This window comes from Variovorax sp. PBS-H4 (assembly GCF_901827205.1).
In the GTDB taxonomy this organism is placed as follows: domain Bacteria; phylum Pseudomonadota; class Gammaproteobacteria; order Burkholderiales; family Burkholderiaceae_C; genus Variovorax.
This window is the reverse complement of the sequence record NZ_LR594675.1, coordinates 2,231,716-2,244,637: the sequence shown is the minus strand read 5'-3', so window position 1 is coordinate 2,244,637 and position 12,922 is coordinate 2,231,716. Positions and strand designations below refer to the sequence as shown.

10 protein-coding genes are annotated in these 12,922 nt (G+C 70.2%); 2 read left to right on the top strand and 8 right to left on the bottom strand.

Features of this window, described 5'->3' with window-relative positions; genetic code table 11:
- The first annotated feature begins 116 nt into the window (after positions 1–116).
- The gene (locus E5CHR_RS10795; RefSeq protein ID WP_162579670.1) at positions 117–1,640 is read left to right on the top strand and encodes an aminotransferase-like domain-containing protein; all 1,524 of its coding nucleotides are present in this window, start codon (positions 117–119) and stop codon (positions 1,638–1,640) included.
- 69 nt (positions 1,641–1,709) lie between these two features.
- Here the strand turns inward: E5CHR_RS10795 and E5CHR_RS10790 are convergent, their stop codons facing one another.
- Genes E5CHR_RS10790 through E5CHR_RS10780 form a run of 3 tightly spaced genes read right to left on the bottom strand, consistent with a single transcriptional unit; the run spans position 1,710 to position 6,093 of the window.
- Positions 1,710–2,264, bottom strand: a complete 555-nt coding sequence (locus E5CHR_RS10790) for a hypothetical protein (protein ID WP_162579669.1) — start codon at positions 2,262–2,264, stop codon at positions 1,710–1,712.
- The gene (locus E5CHR_RS10785; protein ID WP_162579668.1) at positions 2,230–2,568 is read right to left on the bottom strand and encodes a YciI family protein; all 339 of its coding nucleotides are present in this window, start codon (positions 2,566–2,568) and stop codon (positions 2,230–2,232) included. The genes E5CHR_RS10790 and E5CHR_RS10785 overlap by 35 nt, the downstream gene beginning before the upstream one ends.
- Positions 2,569–2,583: 15 nt before the next feature.
- The gene (locus E5CHR_RS10780; RefSeq protein ID WP_162579667.1) at positions 2,584–6,093 is read right to left on the bottom strand and encodes an indolepyruvate ferredoxin oxidoreductase family protein; all 3,510 of its coding nucleotides are present in this window, start codon (positions 6,091–6,093) and stop codon (positions 2,584–2,586) included.
- A gap of 119 nt (positions 6,094–6,212) precedes the next feature.
- Between E5CHR_RS10780 and E5CHR_RS10775 the strand changes: the two genes are divergently transcribed.
- Complete coding sequence (locus E5CHR_RS10775; RefSeq protein WP_162579666.1) at positions 6,213–6,707, top strand: Lrp/AsnC family transcriptional regulator; 495 nt, start codon at positions 6,213–6,215, stop codon at positions 6,705–6,707.
- 9 nt (positions 6,708–6,716) lie between these two features.
- On the opposite strand, the gene E5CHR_RS10770 is transcribed toward E5CHR_RS10775, so the two are convergent.
- From E5CHR_RS10770 to E5CHR_RS10750, 5 genes are read right to left on the bottom strand one after another with little or no spacing between them, the layout of a single operon-like run.
- Positions 6,717–8,126 carry an FAD-binding oxidoreductase gene (locus E5CHR_RS10770; protein ID WP_162579665.1) on the bottom strand — a complete coding sequence of 470 codons (1,410 nt, stop codon included), beginning with the start codon at positions 8,124–8,126 and terminating at the stop codon, positions 6,717–6,719.
- Between the two features lie 12 nt (positions 8,127–8,138).
- Positions 8,139–8,903, bottom strand: a complete 765-nt coding sequence (locus E5CHR_RS10765) for an ABC transporter ATP-binding protein (protein ID WP_162579664.1) — start codon at positions 8,901–8,903, stop codon at positions 8,139–8,141.
- Positions 8,900–10,687 (bottom strand): branched-chain amino acid ABC transporter ATP-binding protein/permease, encoded by a 1,788-nt coding sequence (locus E5CHR_RS10760; RefSeq protein WP_162579663.1) that lies wholly within the window; start codon positions 10,685–10,687, stop codon positions 8,900–8,902. Before E5CHR_RS10760 ends, E5CHR_RS10765 begins: the two co-directional genes overlap by 4 nt.
- Positions 10,684–11,721, bottom strand: a complete 1,038-nt coding sequence (locus E5CHR_RS10755) for a branched-chain amino acid ABC transporter permease (RefSeq protein ID WP_162579662.1) — start codon at positions 11,719–11,721, stop codon at positions 10,684–10,686. The genes E5CHR_RS10760 and E5CHR_RS10755 overlap by 4 nt, the downstream gene beginning before the upstream one ends.
- A 22-nt stretch (positions 11,722–11,743) precedes the next feature.
- Positions 11,744–12,910, bottom strand: a complete 1,167-nt coding sequence (locus E5CHR_RS10750) for an ABC transporter substrate-binding protein (RefSeq protein WP_162579661.1) — start codon at positions 12,908–12,910, stop codon at positions 11,744–11,746.
- Between the last annotated feature and the right edge of the window lie 12 nt (positions 12,911–12,922).

Here is a 12,922-nt window from a genome sequence, read left to right as displayed (position 1 = left end):
GCCACAACGACAGTCCGCTCCGACTGGTACAGATCCGGTGCTCGCCTGCCCTGTACCAGCTGCGATGGCGGTCTTCTGTACCAGTCGCAGCGGCGGTAGCGATAGAAAATGGCCTCATGTCACGCCCACCCGGTCCACGCGAGCCCACGACGCTGTACTTGCAAATCGCGGACAGCATTGCCGCGCCGATACGCAGCGGAACGCTGGCCAGCGGCGAACGCATTCCGTCGGTGCGCGAGCTGTCGCGGCGGCACGGCGTGTCGCTGGGCACCGTGGTGCAGGCCTATCGGGTGCTCGAGGACTCTCGCCTCATCGAAGCGCGGCCGCGCTCCGGCTACTTCGTCGCGCCGCGTCCCTCGGGACCACCGGAGCCGGAGCTGTCCAACCCGCCGGCCAGCTCACTGGCCGTGGACGTCAGCTCCTTGGCAGAGCGCGTCATGCAGCTCGCGCACGACCCCAAATGCATTTCCTTCGGCGCGGCGTGCCCCAGTCCCGAGCTGTTCTCCGAGGATCTCGTGCGTCGCGCCGTCAGGCGCGCCGCCGAACACCAAGGCGCGGCGCTGACGCGTTATGCCATCGGCCCCGGCCACGACGTGCTGCGCCGAGCCATCGCGCGGCATGCGCTGGGCCTGGGTTGCCAGCTTGACGCACGCGACATCGTCGTCACCAACAGCTGCCTGGAGTCGATCACGCTCTGCCTGCGCTCTGTCACGCAACCCGGCGATGTCGTGGCGCTGGAGTCGCCCACGCTGTTCAGCTTTCTGGTGATCCTGGAGAGCCTGGGCCTCAGGGCGTTGGAAATCCCGACGCATCCGCGCACGGGGATGTCGTTGGACGCGCTGCAGCTCGCCTTCGACACCCAACCAGTCAAGGTCGTGCTGACAGTTCCCACGCTGTCCAACCCCATCGGCGCCTGCATGCCCGTGGCCGAGCGGCAGCGCCTGGCTCAGATGGTGACGCAGCGCCGAGTGCCGCTGATCGAAGACGTGCTTTGCAATGACCTCGCGCAGAGCGACGAGCATCGGAATGCGGTGCGCGCCTTCGATGCCACCGGCCACGTGATGCTTTGCGGCTCATTCTCCAAAACCGTGGCGCCTGGTTTGCGCCTGGGCTGGGTCGAGGCCGGTCGCTGGAGTTCCGACGTTGCTCGACTCAAGCAGGCCACCAGCGGCGCTCAGGCCGCGGTGCTGGAAGTTGCTCTGGCGGCGCTGCTCACCCGCCCGGGTGTCGAGGCGGGACGCCGACGATTGCGCACGGCGTTGGCAGCCCGCCTTGATGAAGCTCGCGAAATCATTGCGCGGCACTTCCCGACGAGCACGCGGGTCACCAACCCTGCCAGTGGCCTCTTCCTCTGGGTGGAGCTGCCCCGGGAAGTCGACGCCCTTGCACTATTCCATGCTTGCCTGGAAGAACACATCGTTATCGCGCCGGGGACGATGTTCAGCGCGACCGACCACTTCCGGCACTGCATCAGGTTGGGACTGGGCGGCGAGTGGGACGAGCCGCACCGGCAGGCGCTAAGGCGGGTAGGTGAGTTGGCGGGTCGGTTGGAGCGCCGGCGCGCACGTCGGCCTCCTGAGTTCGAGGCTCGAACTTGCGCAACCGCATGTCCTGGAGCATGCGTTGACGCAGCGGGGTGAGTTGCCAGGCACTTCTCTACGTCTTTATCAAAGGACTGCGACTCTAGTCGCCAAACTACGAGTTTGTTTTCACAGAACAAGCTGCTGAGAGCCTGGTTCTTTCGCACCGGCAGGGGCATGGCGCTCACCGAGCTCGGTGAGCGGATCCTGCCGCTGGTGCACTCGTTGGCCCTCGAGCACGAAGGACTTCTGCAAGATATCCCCAACACGAATGAAAACCGTCCTGCGGGGCAGGTAGTCGATGCCTCGCAAGCTTCGCATCGCGCTGATCCGATTCGCTGTTGCACCGTGCTGATGCTGTTCCTCGGCATCGAGCTGTTCGGACTTCCTCTCGTGCCCGGCGAGCCGCAAGGCCTGTCCGTCCTTTCGACGTACCTCTTCAAGGTCTTCGACCGATACTGCAGTGACGGCGGCTTGCGCCGGTGCAGCCCGCAGTCGAAACGCGCGCGTGCGCTGAAGAGCAGATGAAACGGCGAGCTCTGGCATGGTGAGGCAGGCGAGCGCAACAGTGCTCATCGAGTCGCAGGAAACACGAGGTTTGAGCAATGCCATCAGCAGGCCCATGCCGCTGGCTGGCCGCCATGCCGCATTAATCCGACGCCGCGAGCCCACGCGATGCCTCATGCCGGAGTTCCTGCAAGAAGCCTTCGCGCGGCTCGGGCAGGAAGCCCGTGAAGAGCGTTCGTCTCACCTCGGCGAAAAGACCGGCGCGCGCATAGGGCTCGCTGGCCAGAAAGTCGTCGGACTGCGCGGGATCGTCGGTGGCCAGCAGCAGGAACATGCCGACCAGTTCGCCGTCGGCCAGCGACGGACCGCCGTGCAGCACGCGTTCCCGGTTCGCGATCATGTAGTCCAGGTGGACAGCACGGATCGGCAGACGGTCCTGCGCGCCGCCGGGGCGGTAGTAGCAATCGAGAGCGATGGGCATGGGACGTCTTCTGGATCAGGCGGTCTTCAACGCGGGTGGCTGCATCGTGGGCGGCGGTGCATCGTGCGCGGCCAGCAGCGTGGCCAGGTTGTGGCGATACGCGGCGATGCCGCGCGCCTTCACGTGCCCATAGCCGCGGATCTTCTCGGGCAGGACCGCGATCGCCACCGCGCTGCCGATGCGCTCGCTCGTCAGTCCGTCGAGCAGGCGCGCGACGAGTCCCTCGTACTCCACCACCAACGCGCGTTCCTCGCGCCGCTCGGCCATCAAGCCGAAAGGATCCAGCGGCGTGCCGCGCAGGCGGCGCAGCGCCGCGAGCGTGCGGAACACCGGCAGCATCCAGGCCCCGAAGCTGCGCTTCAGCACCTTTCCGTCGGCACCGCGCTTCTCGAAGATCGGCGGCGCCAGGTGGAATTGCAGCTTGAAGTCGCCCTCGAACTGGCTGCGCAGGTTCTGCAGGAACTCGGGCCGCGCATGCAGCCGCGCGACTTCGTACTCGTCCTTGTAGGCCATCAGCTTGAACAGCGAACGCGCCACCGCCTCCGCGAGCCGCGGCCGCCGTGCACCGGGCGCGATGCCGCGCTCGGCAGCCTCGACCCGGCGCACGGTGTCCAGGTAGCGGCGCGCATAGCGCGCGTCCTGGTAGTCGGTGAGGAAGCGCACGCGCTCCTCGAGCAGCTTCTCGAAGGACTGCGGCAGGTTCAGCGTGACGACGCTGCGCTGCTCGCCCATCAGCGTCTGGCGCCATTGCGGGTCGGCGGCCGTGAGTCGGCCGGCCGCGAAGGCGCGCTTGTTGGCGGCCACGGCCACGCCGTTGAGCTCGATAGCGCGCATCAGCGCCGCCAGGCTCACCGGCACGCCGCCCTGCTGCCAGGCATGGCCCAGCATCAGCATGTTGGCCCCGATGGCATCGCCCAGCAGCGCCTTGGCGGTGGCGTGCGCATCGATTCGCTCGACCTGCGCGGCGCCCGCGGCGGCCTCGATCTTGGCGAGCAGCGCGTCCTCGCGATAAGGCAGGTCGGGCTGGCGCGTGAACTCGGCCAGAGTCTGCAGGTGGGTGTTGACCACCACGCGCGTGCGGCCCTCGCCGATCACGCCCAGCACGTCGGGCAGCACGCCCACCACGAGGTCGGCCGCGATCAGGGTGCGCGCGGTGCCCGGCAGCAGGCGCACTGCGTGCAGGCGATCGGGCGTGTCGGCCAGACGCACGTGGCTCACCACCGAGCCTCCCTTCTGCGCGAGCGCGGTGAAGTCGAGCACCGAGATGCCCTTGCCCTCGAGGTGCGCGCCCATCGCGACCAGCGCGCCGAGCGTGATGACGCCGGTGCCGCCCACGCCCGCGATCATGAGGTCGAAGGGCTGCGCGAGCGAAGGCAGCGCGGGCGACGGCAGCGCTGCCGCCAGCGCCTCGGGGTCCTGCGCGGGCGCAGCCGCTGTTCCCTTGCGCAGGCTGCCGCCGAGCACGCTCACGAAGCTGGGACAGAAGCCCTCGGCGCACGAATAGTCCTTGTTGCAGCTCGACTGGTCGATCTGGCGCTTGCGGCCGAACGAGGTCTCGAGCGGCGCGACCGACAGGCAGTTCGACTGCGTGCCGCAATCGCCGCAGCCTTCGCAGACCTCGGGATTGATGAGCACGCGCCGCACCGGATCGGGATAGCCCTTGCGCTTGCGGCGGCGGCGCTTCTCGGCGGCACAGGTCTGATCGTAGACCAGCACCGTGACGCCGGCGATCTCGCGCAGCTCGCGCTGCACCGCGTCGAGCTCGCGCCGGTGGCGCACGTGCACGCCCGCGGCCAGCGCCACGCCGTGGTAGCGCTGCGGCTCGTCGGTGACCACCACCACCTTGCGCGCACCTTCGCTCGCGACCTGGGTGCAGATCTGCGGCACGCTGGTCTGGCCGTCGACGGGCTGGCCGCCGGTCATGGCCACCGCGTCGTTGAACAGGATCTTGTAGGTGATGTTGGCACCGCCCGCGACCGCCTGCCGGATCGCGAGGTAGCCCGAGTGGAAGTAGGTGCCCTCGCCCATGTTCTGGAACACGTGCGGCACGCGCGTGAAGGCGCCGCGCCCGAGCCAGTCGGTGCCCTCGCCGCCCATCTGCGTGAGGCCGCCCGTGCCGCGGTCCATCCAGCTCGCCATGTAGTGGCAGCCCACGCCGGCCTGCGCCTGGCTGCCCTCGGGCACCTTGGTCGAGCTGTTGTGCGGGCAACCCGAGCAGAAGTACGGCAGCCGCCGCATGCCGTCGGCCTCGTTCGACAGCGCCGCGCGCGCGGTGAAGCGCGCGGTGTCGATGCGCTCGGCCAGCGGATGGTCGACGGCGCGCAGCCAGGCGAGCAGCGCGGCGGCGATGCTCGTGGGCGAGAGCTGGCCGGTCCAGGCCAGCAGCGGATGCCCCTCGAGGTCCTGTTTGCCGCAGACCGTGGGCCGCCGTGCGCGGTTGAACACCCGGTCCTTGAGCTGCTGCTCGACCACAGAGGCCTTCTCCTCGATGACCAGCACGTGCGACAGCCCTTCGCAGAAACGGTCGGCGCCCTCGGCATCGAGCGGGAACACAAGGCCGGGCTTGTAGAGCCGCAGGCCGAGCGCGGGCAGGTCGTCGGCCTCGAGGCCGCAACGCTGGAGCACTTCCATCAAGTCGTGGAAGGACTTGCCGACCGCCAGGATGCCGGCCGTGGCCCCGGGCGCTGCCACCACCAGGCGGTCGAGCGGGTTGCCGCGCGCGAAGGCGCTGAAGGCCTCGAGCCTGGCGGCCAGCCGCAGCTCGACGGCCGGCGTGAGGAAGTCGTCGGTGCGGTATTCGAGCGCGGAGGTGTCCGGCAATTCGGACGCTTCGGGCAATGCGAACGCCGCGCCGGCGGAGGCCTCGACCGAGCGCGCGCTCTCGACCGTCTCCGAGATCGCCTTGAACGCAACCCAGGTGCTGGCATGGCGCGAGGCGGCCCAGCCCCAGAGGCCAAAAGCTTCGTACTCGTCGACCGAGGCCGGATGCACGATCGGGATGCCCCAGCCCATCAGCGACAGGTCGCTCGCATGGGGAATCGACGACGAGGTGGCCGCATGGTCGTCGCCCACCACCATCAGCACGCCGCCGCGGCGCGAGGTGCCGGCCGCGTGGCCATGGCGGATCGCATCGCCCGCGCGGTCCACGCCCGGCCCCTTGCCGTACCACATGGCGAACACACCATCGACCTGGCGCTCGGGGTCCAGGCCGACCTGTTGCGTGCCCATCACCGCAGTGGCGGCCAGGTCCTCATTGATCGCCGGCAGGAACCGGATGCCGTGCTCGGCCAGGTCCGACTTGGCGCGCCACAGCTCGGTGTCGACGCCCGCGAGCGGCGAGCCGCGATAGCCGCTCACGTAGCCGGCCGTGTTCCAGCCGCGAGCCTGGTCCTCCTGCTGCTGGCGGAACAGCAGGCGCACCAGCGCCTGCGTGCCGGTAAGGAACACGCGGCCTTCGCGCGCGGTGCGGTTGTCTTCGAGCCGGTAGGCTGTCTCCAGCGCGGGCGCTGCTTCTTCTGTCTGCATGGTGGGGATCCGTCCGTCGGGGGGTAGATCAAATATTAATCCGTCTGGACAGCATATATAATTGCAATCCGTGCGGCGTTGGTGACAACCCGGCATGTTTCATTCCGGAGATCGCCGCCATGCGAAAGACCGATTCGACGCCGCTGTCCGACGCGCCCACCCGCCGCATCCTCGACCTGCTGCAGGCCGATGGCCGCATGACGGTGCAGGCGCTGGCCGACGAGGTGGGCCTGTCCTCGGCGCCCTGCTGGCGCCGGCTGCGCGAGCTCGAGGACAGCGGCATCATCCGCCGCTTCGTGGCGCTGGTCGACCGCAACAAGGTCGGGCTGCATGGCTGCATGTTCACGCAGATCAGCCTGGAGCGGCATTCGGAATCGGTGGTGGCGGCCTTCGAGCGCGCGGTGCAGGCCACACCCGAGATCCTCGAGTGCTGGGTCACGACCGGCGACGGCGACTACATCCTCAAGATCGTGGTGCCCGACCCGCTGGCCTTCGACCGCTTCCTGCACCGCTTCATGCTGAAGCTCGAGGGCATCCGGCAGATCAAGACCTCGGTCGCGCTGCGCGAGGTGAAGAACGACACCCGGCTCGACCTGACGCGGGTGCCGCTCTAGGGGAACGGTTCAGACGCTGCGTTGCCGCAGCACCTTGCCGGGGTTCATGACCCCGCGCGGATCGAGCGCCTGCTTGATCGCCGCCATCACGCGCATCGAGGCGCCGCGCTCGAGCTCGAGGAAGTCGATCTTGCCGTAGCCGATGCCGTGCTCGCCGGTGCAGGTGCCGCCCATCGCGATGGCGCGGCGCATCAGCCGCGCGTTGAGCGTCTCGGCGCGCGCCATCTCGTCGGCATCGGCGGGATCGACCACCACGCACAGGTGGAAGTTGCCGTCGCCCACGTGGCCGCACATCGGCGCCGTGAGCCCGAGTTCCTCGACGTCCGCGCGCGCCGCCAGCACCGCCTCGCTCAGGCGCGAGATCGGGACGCAGGCATCGGTGGGCATGCCCTGGCAGCCGGGGCGCAGCGCGAGCGCGGCCCACCACACATCGTGGCGCGCCTGCCAGAGCCGGCTGCGCGCCTCGGGCGTGTCGGCCCAGGCAAAGCCCACGCCGCCGTGCTCGGCCGCGAGTTCCTCGGCCACGCGCACCTGCTGCACCACGCTCTCGGGCGCGCCGTGGAACTCGAGGAACAGGGTGGGCATGACCGGCAGCCCGAGCTTCGCGTAGCGGTTGCAGGCCTCGACCTGCTGCGCATCGAGGAACTCGATGCGGCCCACCGGCACCCCGGTCTGCATGATCGCGGTGACCGCGTCGATGGCCGCGCGCAGATCGGGAAAGCCGCAGCGCGCGGCCGCGATCTGCTCCGGCAGCGGATGCAGCCGCAGGCCTACCTCGGTCACGATGCCCAGCGTGCCCTCGGCACCGGTGAACAGGTGTGTGAGGTCGTAGCCCGCGGCCGACTTGCGGGCGCGGCCGCCGGTGCGCACCACCTCGCCGTCGGGCAGCACCACCTCGAGCGACATCACGCTCTCGCGCATGGTGCCGTAGCGCACGGCGTTGGTGCCCGAGGCGCGCGTCGACACCATGCCGCCGATCGAGGCATCGGCGCCGGGGTCGATCGGGAAATGCAGGCCGCTGCCGTGCAGCGCCGCATTGAGCTGCTTGCGCGTCACGCCGGCCTGCACGCGGCAATCGAAGTCGGCCTCGTGGATCTCGAGCACGGCATTCATGCGCGAAAGATCGATGCAGATGCCGCCATGCAGCGCCGCGACGCCGCCTTCGCACGAGGTGCCGGTGCCGAACGGGATCATCGGCACCGAGGCCGCGTGGCACAGCCGCGCGATGGCGGACACCTCCTCGGTCGATTCGGCGAACACCACCGCGTCGGGCGCATGCAGCGGGTGGAAGGACACGTCCTTGCCGTGCTGGTCGCGCAGCGCCTGGCCGGTTGCGCAGCGATCGCTGAAGCGTCCGCGCAGTTGGCGGATCACAGCGGCGACTGGGCGCGCGCGCGGCGCGAGGGATGCTTCGTTCATCGAGGATCTCCTTCAGGCCACCCGCTTGACCGGCGGCATCGATTCGACAGGGGCCAAGGGCGCCGCAGCCCGCCCCAGGTAGCTGTCGGCGACCCGCGCATCGCGCGCGACCTCGGCGGCCGGCCCCTGCAAGCTCACGCGACCCATCTCGAGCACGTAGGCATGGTCGGCCACCTCGAAGGCGGCGCGCGCGTTCTGCTCGACCAGCAGGATCGCCACGCCCTGCGCCTGCAGCCGCCGCACGGTCGCGAAGATGTCGCGCACCACCAGCGGCGCAAGCCCCAGGCTCGGCTCGTCGAGCAGCAGGATGCGCGGGCGCGCCATCAGCGCGCGCCCCAGCGCGAGCATCTGCCGCTCGCCGCCCGAGAGCGTGTGCGCGAGCTGCGCGTGCCGCTCGCCCAGGCGCGGGAACAGCGCGTACACGCGCCCCATCTCGGCCGCGATCGCCCGTCGGCCCGCGCGGCGCCAGCAGAAGGCGCCGAGCTCGAGGTTGTCGGCCACGCTCATGGTGCCGAACAGGTCGCGCTGCTCGGGCACCAGCGCCAGGCCCATGGCCACGCGGCGCTCGGGCGAGACGAAGCGCAGGTCGGTGCCGTCGAGCCGGACCTCGCCGCTCATCGGCAGGCGGCCCATGAGCGCGGCCAGCAGCGTGGACTTGCCGGCGCCGTTGGGACCGACCACGGTGACGATGCCCGAGGGCGGCACCGCCACGTCGACCTCGTGCAGCGCCGGGATGCGGCCATGGAAGGCGCACAGGGCGCGGGCTTCCAGCGTCATGCCGCGCTCCCGAGGTAGGCCTGCTGCACGCGCGGGTCGTCGCGCACCGCCTGCGCCTCGCCCTCGGCGATCTTCTGGCCGAACTGCATCACGACCAGGCGGTCGGCGATGTCCATGATGAATTCCATGTCGTGGTCCACGATGAGCACGGTGACGCCCTCGCCGCGCAGCTGCTTGAGCAGCGCGGCCAGGGTCTTCTTCTCCTGGTGCCGCAGACCCGCTGCGGGCTCGTCGAGCAGCAGCAGCTGCGGACGGGCGCACAGGGCGCGCGCGATTTCCAGGACGCGCTGCTTGCCCAGCGGCAGGCTGGCGGCGGGCGCGTCCGCGAGGTCCTCGAGGCCGCAGCGCCGCAGCTGCGCCAGCGCCATGGCCTCGATCGCAGCCTCCTCGCGGCGGTCGAGCCGCAGCATGGCTCGCAGCCAGCCATCGCGCCCGAGCAGGTGGCAGCCGAGCGCCGCGTTGTCGCGCACGCTCATGTCGGCCACCAACTTCACGTGCTGGAAGGTCCGCGCCACGCCGCGCGCGGCCACGTGGCGCGCGCCGAGCGCATCGATGCGCTGGCCGCGCAGCGTGATCGCGCCGGCGCTGGCGGGCAGCAGGCCGGTGATCAGGTTGAACAGCGTGCTCTTGCCCGCGCCGTTGGGCCCGAGCAGCGCGACGATCTCGCCGCCGCGCACCTCGAAGGAGACGCGGTTGACCGCCACCAGCCCGCCGAAGCGCTTCTCGGCACCGTCGACGCGCAGCAGCACCTCGCCCGGCGCGCCGGATGCGCGCCCCGCGGGCGCATGCAGCACGGCCGGTTCGCCGCGCGGCACGGGTCGCAGCGGCGCGGCGGGCGTTGCACGCGTCCAGCGCGCGAGCAGCGGCCACAGCCCCGCGTTGGCGCGTGCGAGGATCAGCAGCATCAGCAGGCCGAACACCGCCATCTCGAAGTTGCCCGAGCGGCCGAGCAATGCCGGCAGCACATCCTGCAGCACCTGCTTGAGCACCACCACCAGGCCGGCGCCCGCGAGCGCGCCCCACAACGCGCCCACGCCGCCCATCACCGCCATGAACAGGTACTCGATGCTCATCTGCAGCCCGAAGGGCGTGGGATTGAGGAAGCGCTGCATGTAGACGTAGAGCCAGCCCGCCATGCCGGCCAAGCCCGCAGCGGTGCAGAACACCGCGACCTTGAGCCGGAACGCATGTGCGCCGAAAGCCTCGGGCAGGTCGCCGCCGGCGCGCAGCGCGCGCACCGCGCGGCCCAGGCGCGAATCGAGCAGGTTGCGCACCAGCCAGAAGGCGAGCGCGAAGCCCAGCGCGATCAGGCAGAACATCGAACGCTCCGAGGCGAAGTCGAAGCCGAACAGCGTCAGCGCGGGAGTGCCCGACAAGCCGTTGAAGCCGCCCAGCGGCTCGACGATGCCCAGCCCGTAATAGACGACGACGCCCCAGGCCAGCGTGGCCAGCGACAGGTAGTGCCCGCCCATCGAGAGCGTGAGCGCGCCGATGGCTGCGGCCGCCAGCGTGGCGAGAGCGACGCCGGCCAGCAGCGTGGCCCAGCCCGGCACGCCGTGCGCCACCGCGAGGTAGCCGGCCGCGTAGGCGCCGATGCCGACGAAGGCCGCCTGCCCGAAGGAGATCAGGCCCGCGAAGCCGGTCATCAAGGTGAGCCCCAGCGCCACCGTGGCGTAGAGCAGCACGAAGCTCGCGAGCGTGACGTAGTAGCTCGAGGCGAACAGCGCTACGCCGGCGGCGGCCGCCACGGCGACGGCCGCGAGCACCCAGGAACGAAAGGTCATGAAGCCTCCTGCGAATGCGGGTCGGCCAGCGAACGCCACAAGAGCAGCGGCACGATCAATGCGAACACGATGATCTCCTTGGCGGCACTCGCGCCGTAGGACGAGAAGGCCTCGAGCAGGCCCACCACGAGGGAGCCCGCGGCGGCGAGGACGTAGCCCGAGAGACCACCGACGATCGCGCCGACGAAGCCCTTGAGCGCGAGCAGGAAGCCCGAGTCGTAGTAGATGGTGGTGAACGGACCAATCAGCACGCCCGAGACCGCGCCGATGAAGGCGGCGATGGTCAGCGCCAGTTCGCCCGAGTGGTCGGGCGAGATGCCGACCAGCCGCGCGCCGTCGCGGCACACGGCGGTGGCGCGCAGCGCCTTGCCGCTCAGGGTGTGGCCGAAGAAGGCGAAGAACACGGCCACCAGCACGGCGCTCGCCGCCACCACCGCCAGCGTCTGCGGCGCCACCGGCAGTCCCGCGAGCAGGCCGGCCGGCAGTTCGAAGCCTGGCAGCCGCGAGCCCTCGGGCCCGAACACGTACAGGCCCAGCGCCACCAGCACGAAGTGCAGCGCGATCGCCGCCACCAGCAGCACCAGCGGCGAGGCATTGCCCATCGGCCGGAACACCGTGCGGTAGATCAGCGGCCCCATCACCGTGACCAGCGCCACCGCAGCGGCCGTCTGCATCCAGGCCGGCGAGCGCGCATCGACGCCGAACCAGGCGAAGGCGCAGGCCGCCAGCGGCAGCGCGCCGAGCAGCGCGAGCCGGGCACCGAGCCCCGCGAGGTTGCGCTGTCGCAGGCGCTCGGCGGTTTCCATGCCGCAGGCCAGCAGGGCCACCGCCGCGACCGGCACCGCCAGCCCCGGAGCCTGGCCCTGCTGGAAGGCCGCGATGGTCAGCACGCTGCAGCTGACGAATTCGCCCTGCGGAACGAACACGATGCGCGTCACGGTGAAGACCATCACGAGCGCCAGCGCCAGCAGCACGTAGACGGCGCCGCTCGCGAGGCCGTCCTGCACCAGCAGGCCGAAGATCTGCATGTCCATGATCTGTCGGGTCCGCCGCGCGTCAGGGGATGTACTTCCAGCTGCCCTTCTCGATGCGCACCATCACTCGGCTGCGCTGATCCAGGCCGATGTGGTCCTTGGGCCCGAGGCTGTAGACGCCGTTGGTGGCATGCAGGTCCTGCGTGGACTCGATCGCGTCGCGCAGCGCCTTGCGGAATTCGGGCGTGCCGGGCCTGGCGCCCTTGAGCGCGCGCGGCGCCGCGTCCTGCAGGATCAGCGCCGCATCCCAGAGGTAGGCCGCGAAGGTGGAGCGCTGGCCCGCATTGGGCAGCGCCTCGTACTTGCGGATGAATTCGAGCGAGGGCTTCTTCGCCGGGTGGCTGTCGGGCAGCTGCTCGGCCACCAGCACCGGGCCGGCCGGCACGAAGGTGCCCTCGAGCTTGGTGCCGCCCACGCGCAGGAAATCGTTGTTCGCCACGCCATGGGTCTGGTAGACCTTGCCGCGGTAGCCGCGGTCGAACAGCGTGGCCTGCGGCAGCACCGCGGGCGTGCCCGAGGCCGCGATGAACACCGCGTCGGGCTGCGAGGCCAGCAGCTTGAGTACCTGCCCGGTGACCGAGGCGTCGGTGCGCGTGTAGCGCTCGTTCGCGACCACCTCGATTCCGCGCAGCTCGGCGAGCTTGCCGAACTCGCGCCACCAGCCTTCGCCGTAGGCGTCGTTGAAGCCGATGAAGGCCACGCGCTTCACGCCGTTGTCGGCCATGTGCTTGACGATGCCGGTCGCCATGTGGGTGTCGCTCTGCGGCGTCTTGAAGGCCCAGCGCTTGCGATCGTCCACCGGTTCGACGATGGCGCCCGACCCCGCGAGGCTGATCATCGGCGTGCCGCTCTCCACCAGCACGTCGAGCACGGCCAGCGAGTTGGGCGTGAGGCTCGGCCCGATCAGCAGGTCGATCGCCGACTCGGAGATCAGCTTGCGCACGTTCTTGACCGTGGTCGAGGTGTCGGAGGCGTCGTCGAGCAGGATGTAGTTGATCTTCTCGCCGCCCGCGGTGGCGGGCAGCACCGCTACCGTTCGCTGCTGGGTCACGCCCACCGAGGCCGCGGGCCCGGTGGCCGAGACCACCACGCCCACGTTGATGTCCGCCCGCGCGCCCGAGAGCGCCGCGAAGCACAGTGCCGCGCCGAAGGCGGCAGCCCGGAAGCGGGCCTTTGCAATCTTGATCATCGTTGTCTCCTT

Bases quoted from the DNA above. Each gene is read 5' to 3' on its own strand.
- E5CHR_RS10750 (WP_162579661.1), bottom strand. From the start codon at position 12,910: ATGATCAAGATTGCAAAGGCCCGCTTCCGGGCTGCCGCCTTCGGCGCG.
- E5CHR_RS10790 (WP_162579669.1), bottom strand. From the start codon at position 2,264: ATGAGGCATCGCGTGGGCTCGCGGCGTCGGATTAATGCGGCATGGCGG.
- E5CHR_RS10755 (WP_162579662.1), bottom strand. From the start codon at position 11,721: ATGGACATGCAGATCTTCGGCCTGCTGGTGCAGGACGGCCTCGCGAGC.
- E5CHR_RS10785 (WP_162579668.1), bottom strand. From the start codon at position 2,568: ATGCCCATCGCTCTCGATTGCTACTACCGCCCCGGCGGCGCGCAGGAC.
- E5CHR_RS10760 (WP_162579663.1), bottom strand. From the start codon at position 10,687: ATGACCTTTCGTTCCTGGGTGCTCGCGGCCGTCGCCGTGGCGGCCGCC.
- E5CHR_RS10775 (WP_162579666.1), top strand. From the start codon at position 6,213: ATGCGAAAGACCGATTCGACGCCGCTGTCCGACGCGCCCACCCGCCGC.
- E5CHR_RS10780 (WP_162579667.1), bottom strand. From the start codon at position 6,093: ATGCAGACAGAAGAAGCAGCGCCCGCGCTGGAGACAGCCTACCGGCTC.
- E5CHR_RS10770 (WP_162579665.1), bottom strand. From the start codon at position 8,126: ATGAACGAAGCATCCCTCGCGCCGCGCGCGCGCCCAGTCGCCGCTGTG.
- E5CHR_RS10795 (WP_162579670.1), top strand. From the start codon at position 117: ATGTCACGCCCACCCGGTCCACGCGAGCCCACGACGCTGTACTTGCAA.
- E5CHR_RS10765 (WP_162579664.1), bottom strand. From the start codon at position 8,903: ATGACGCTGGAAGCCCGCGCCCTGTGCGCCTTCCATGGCCGCATCCCG.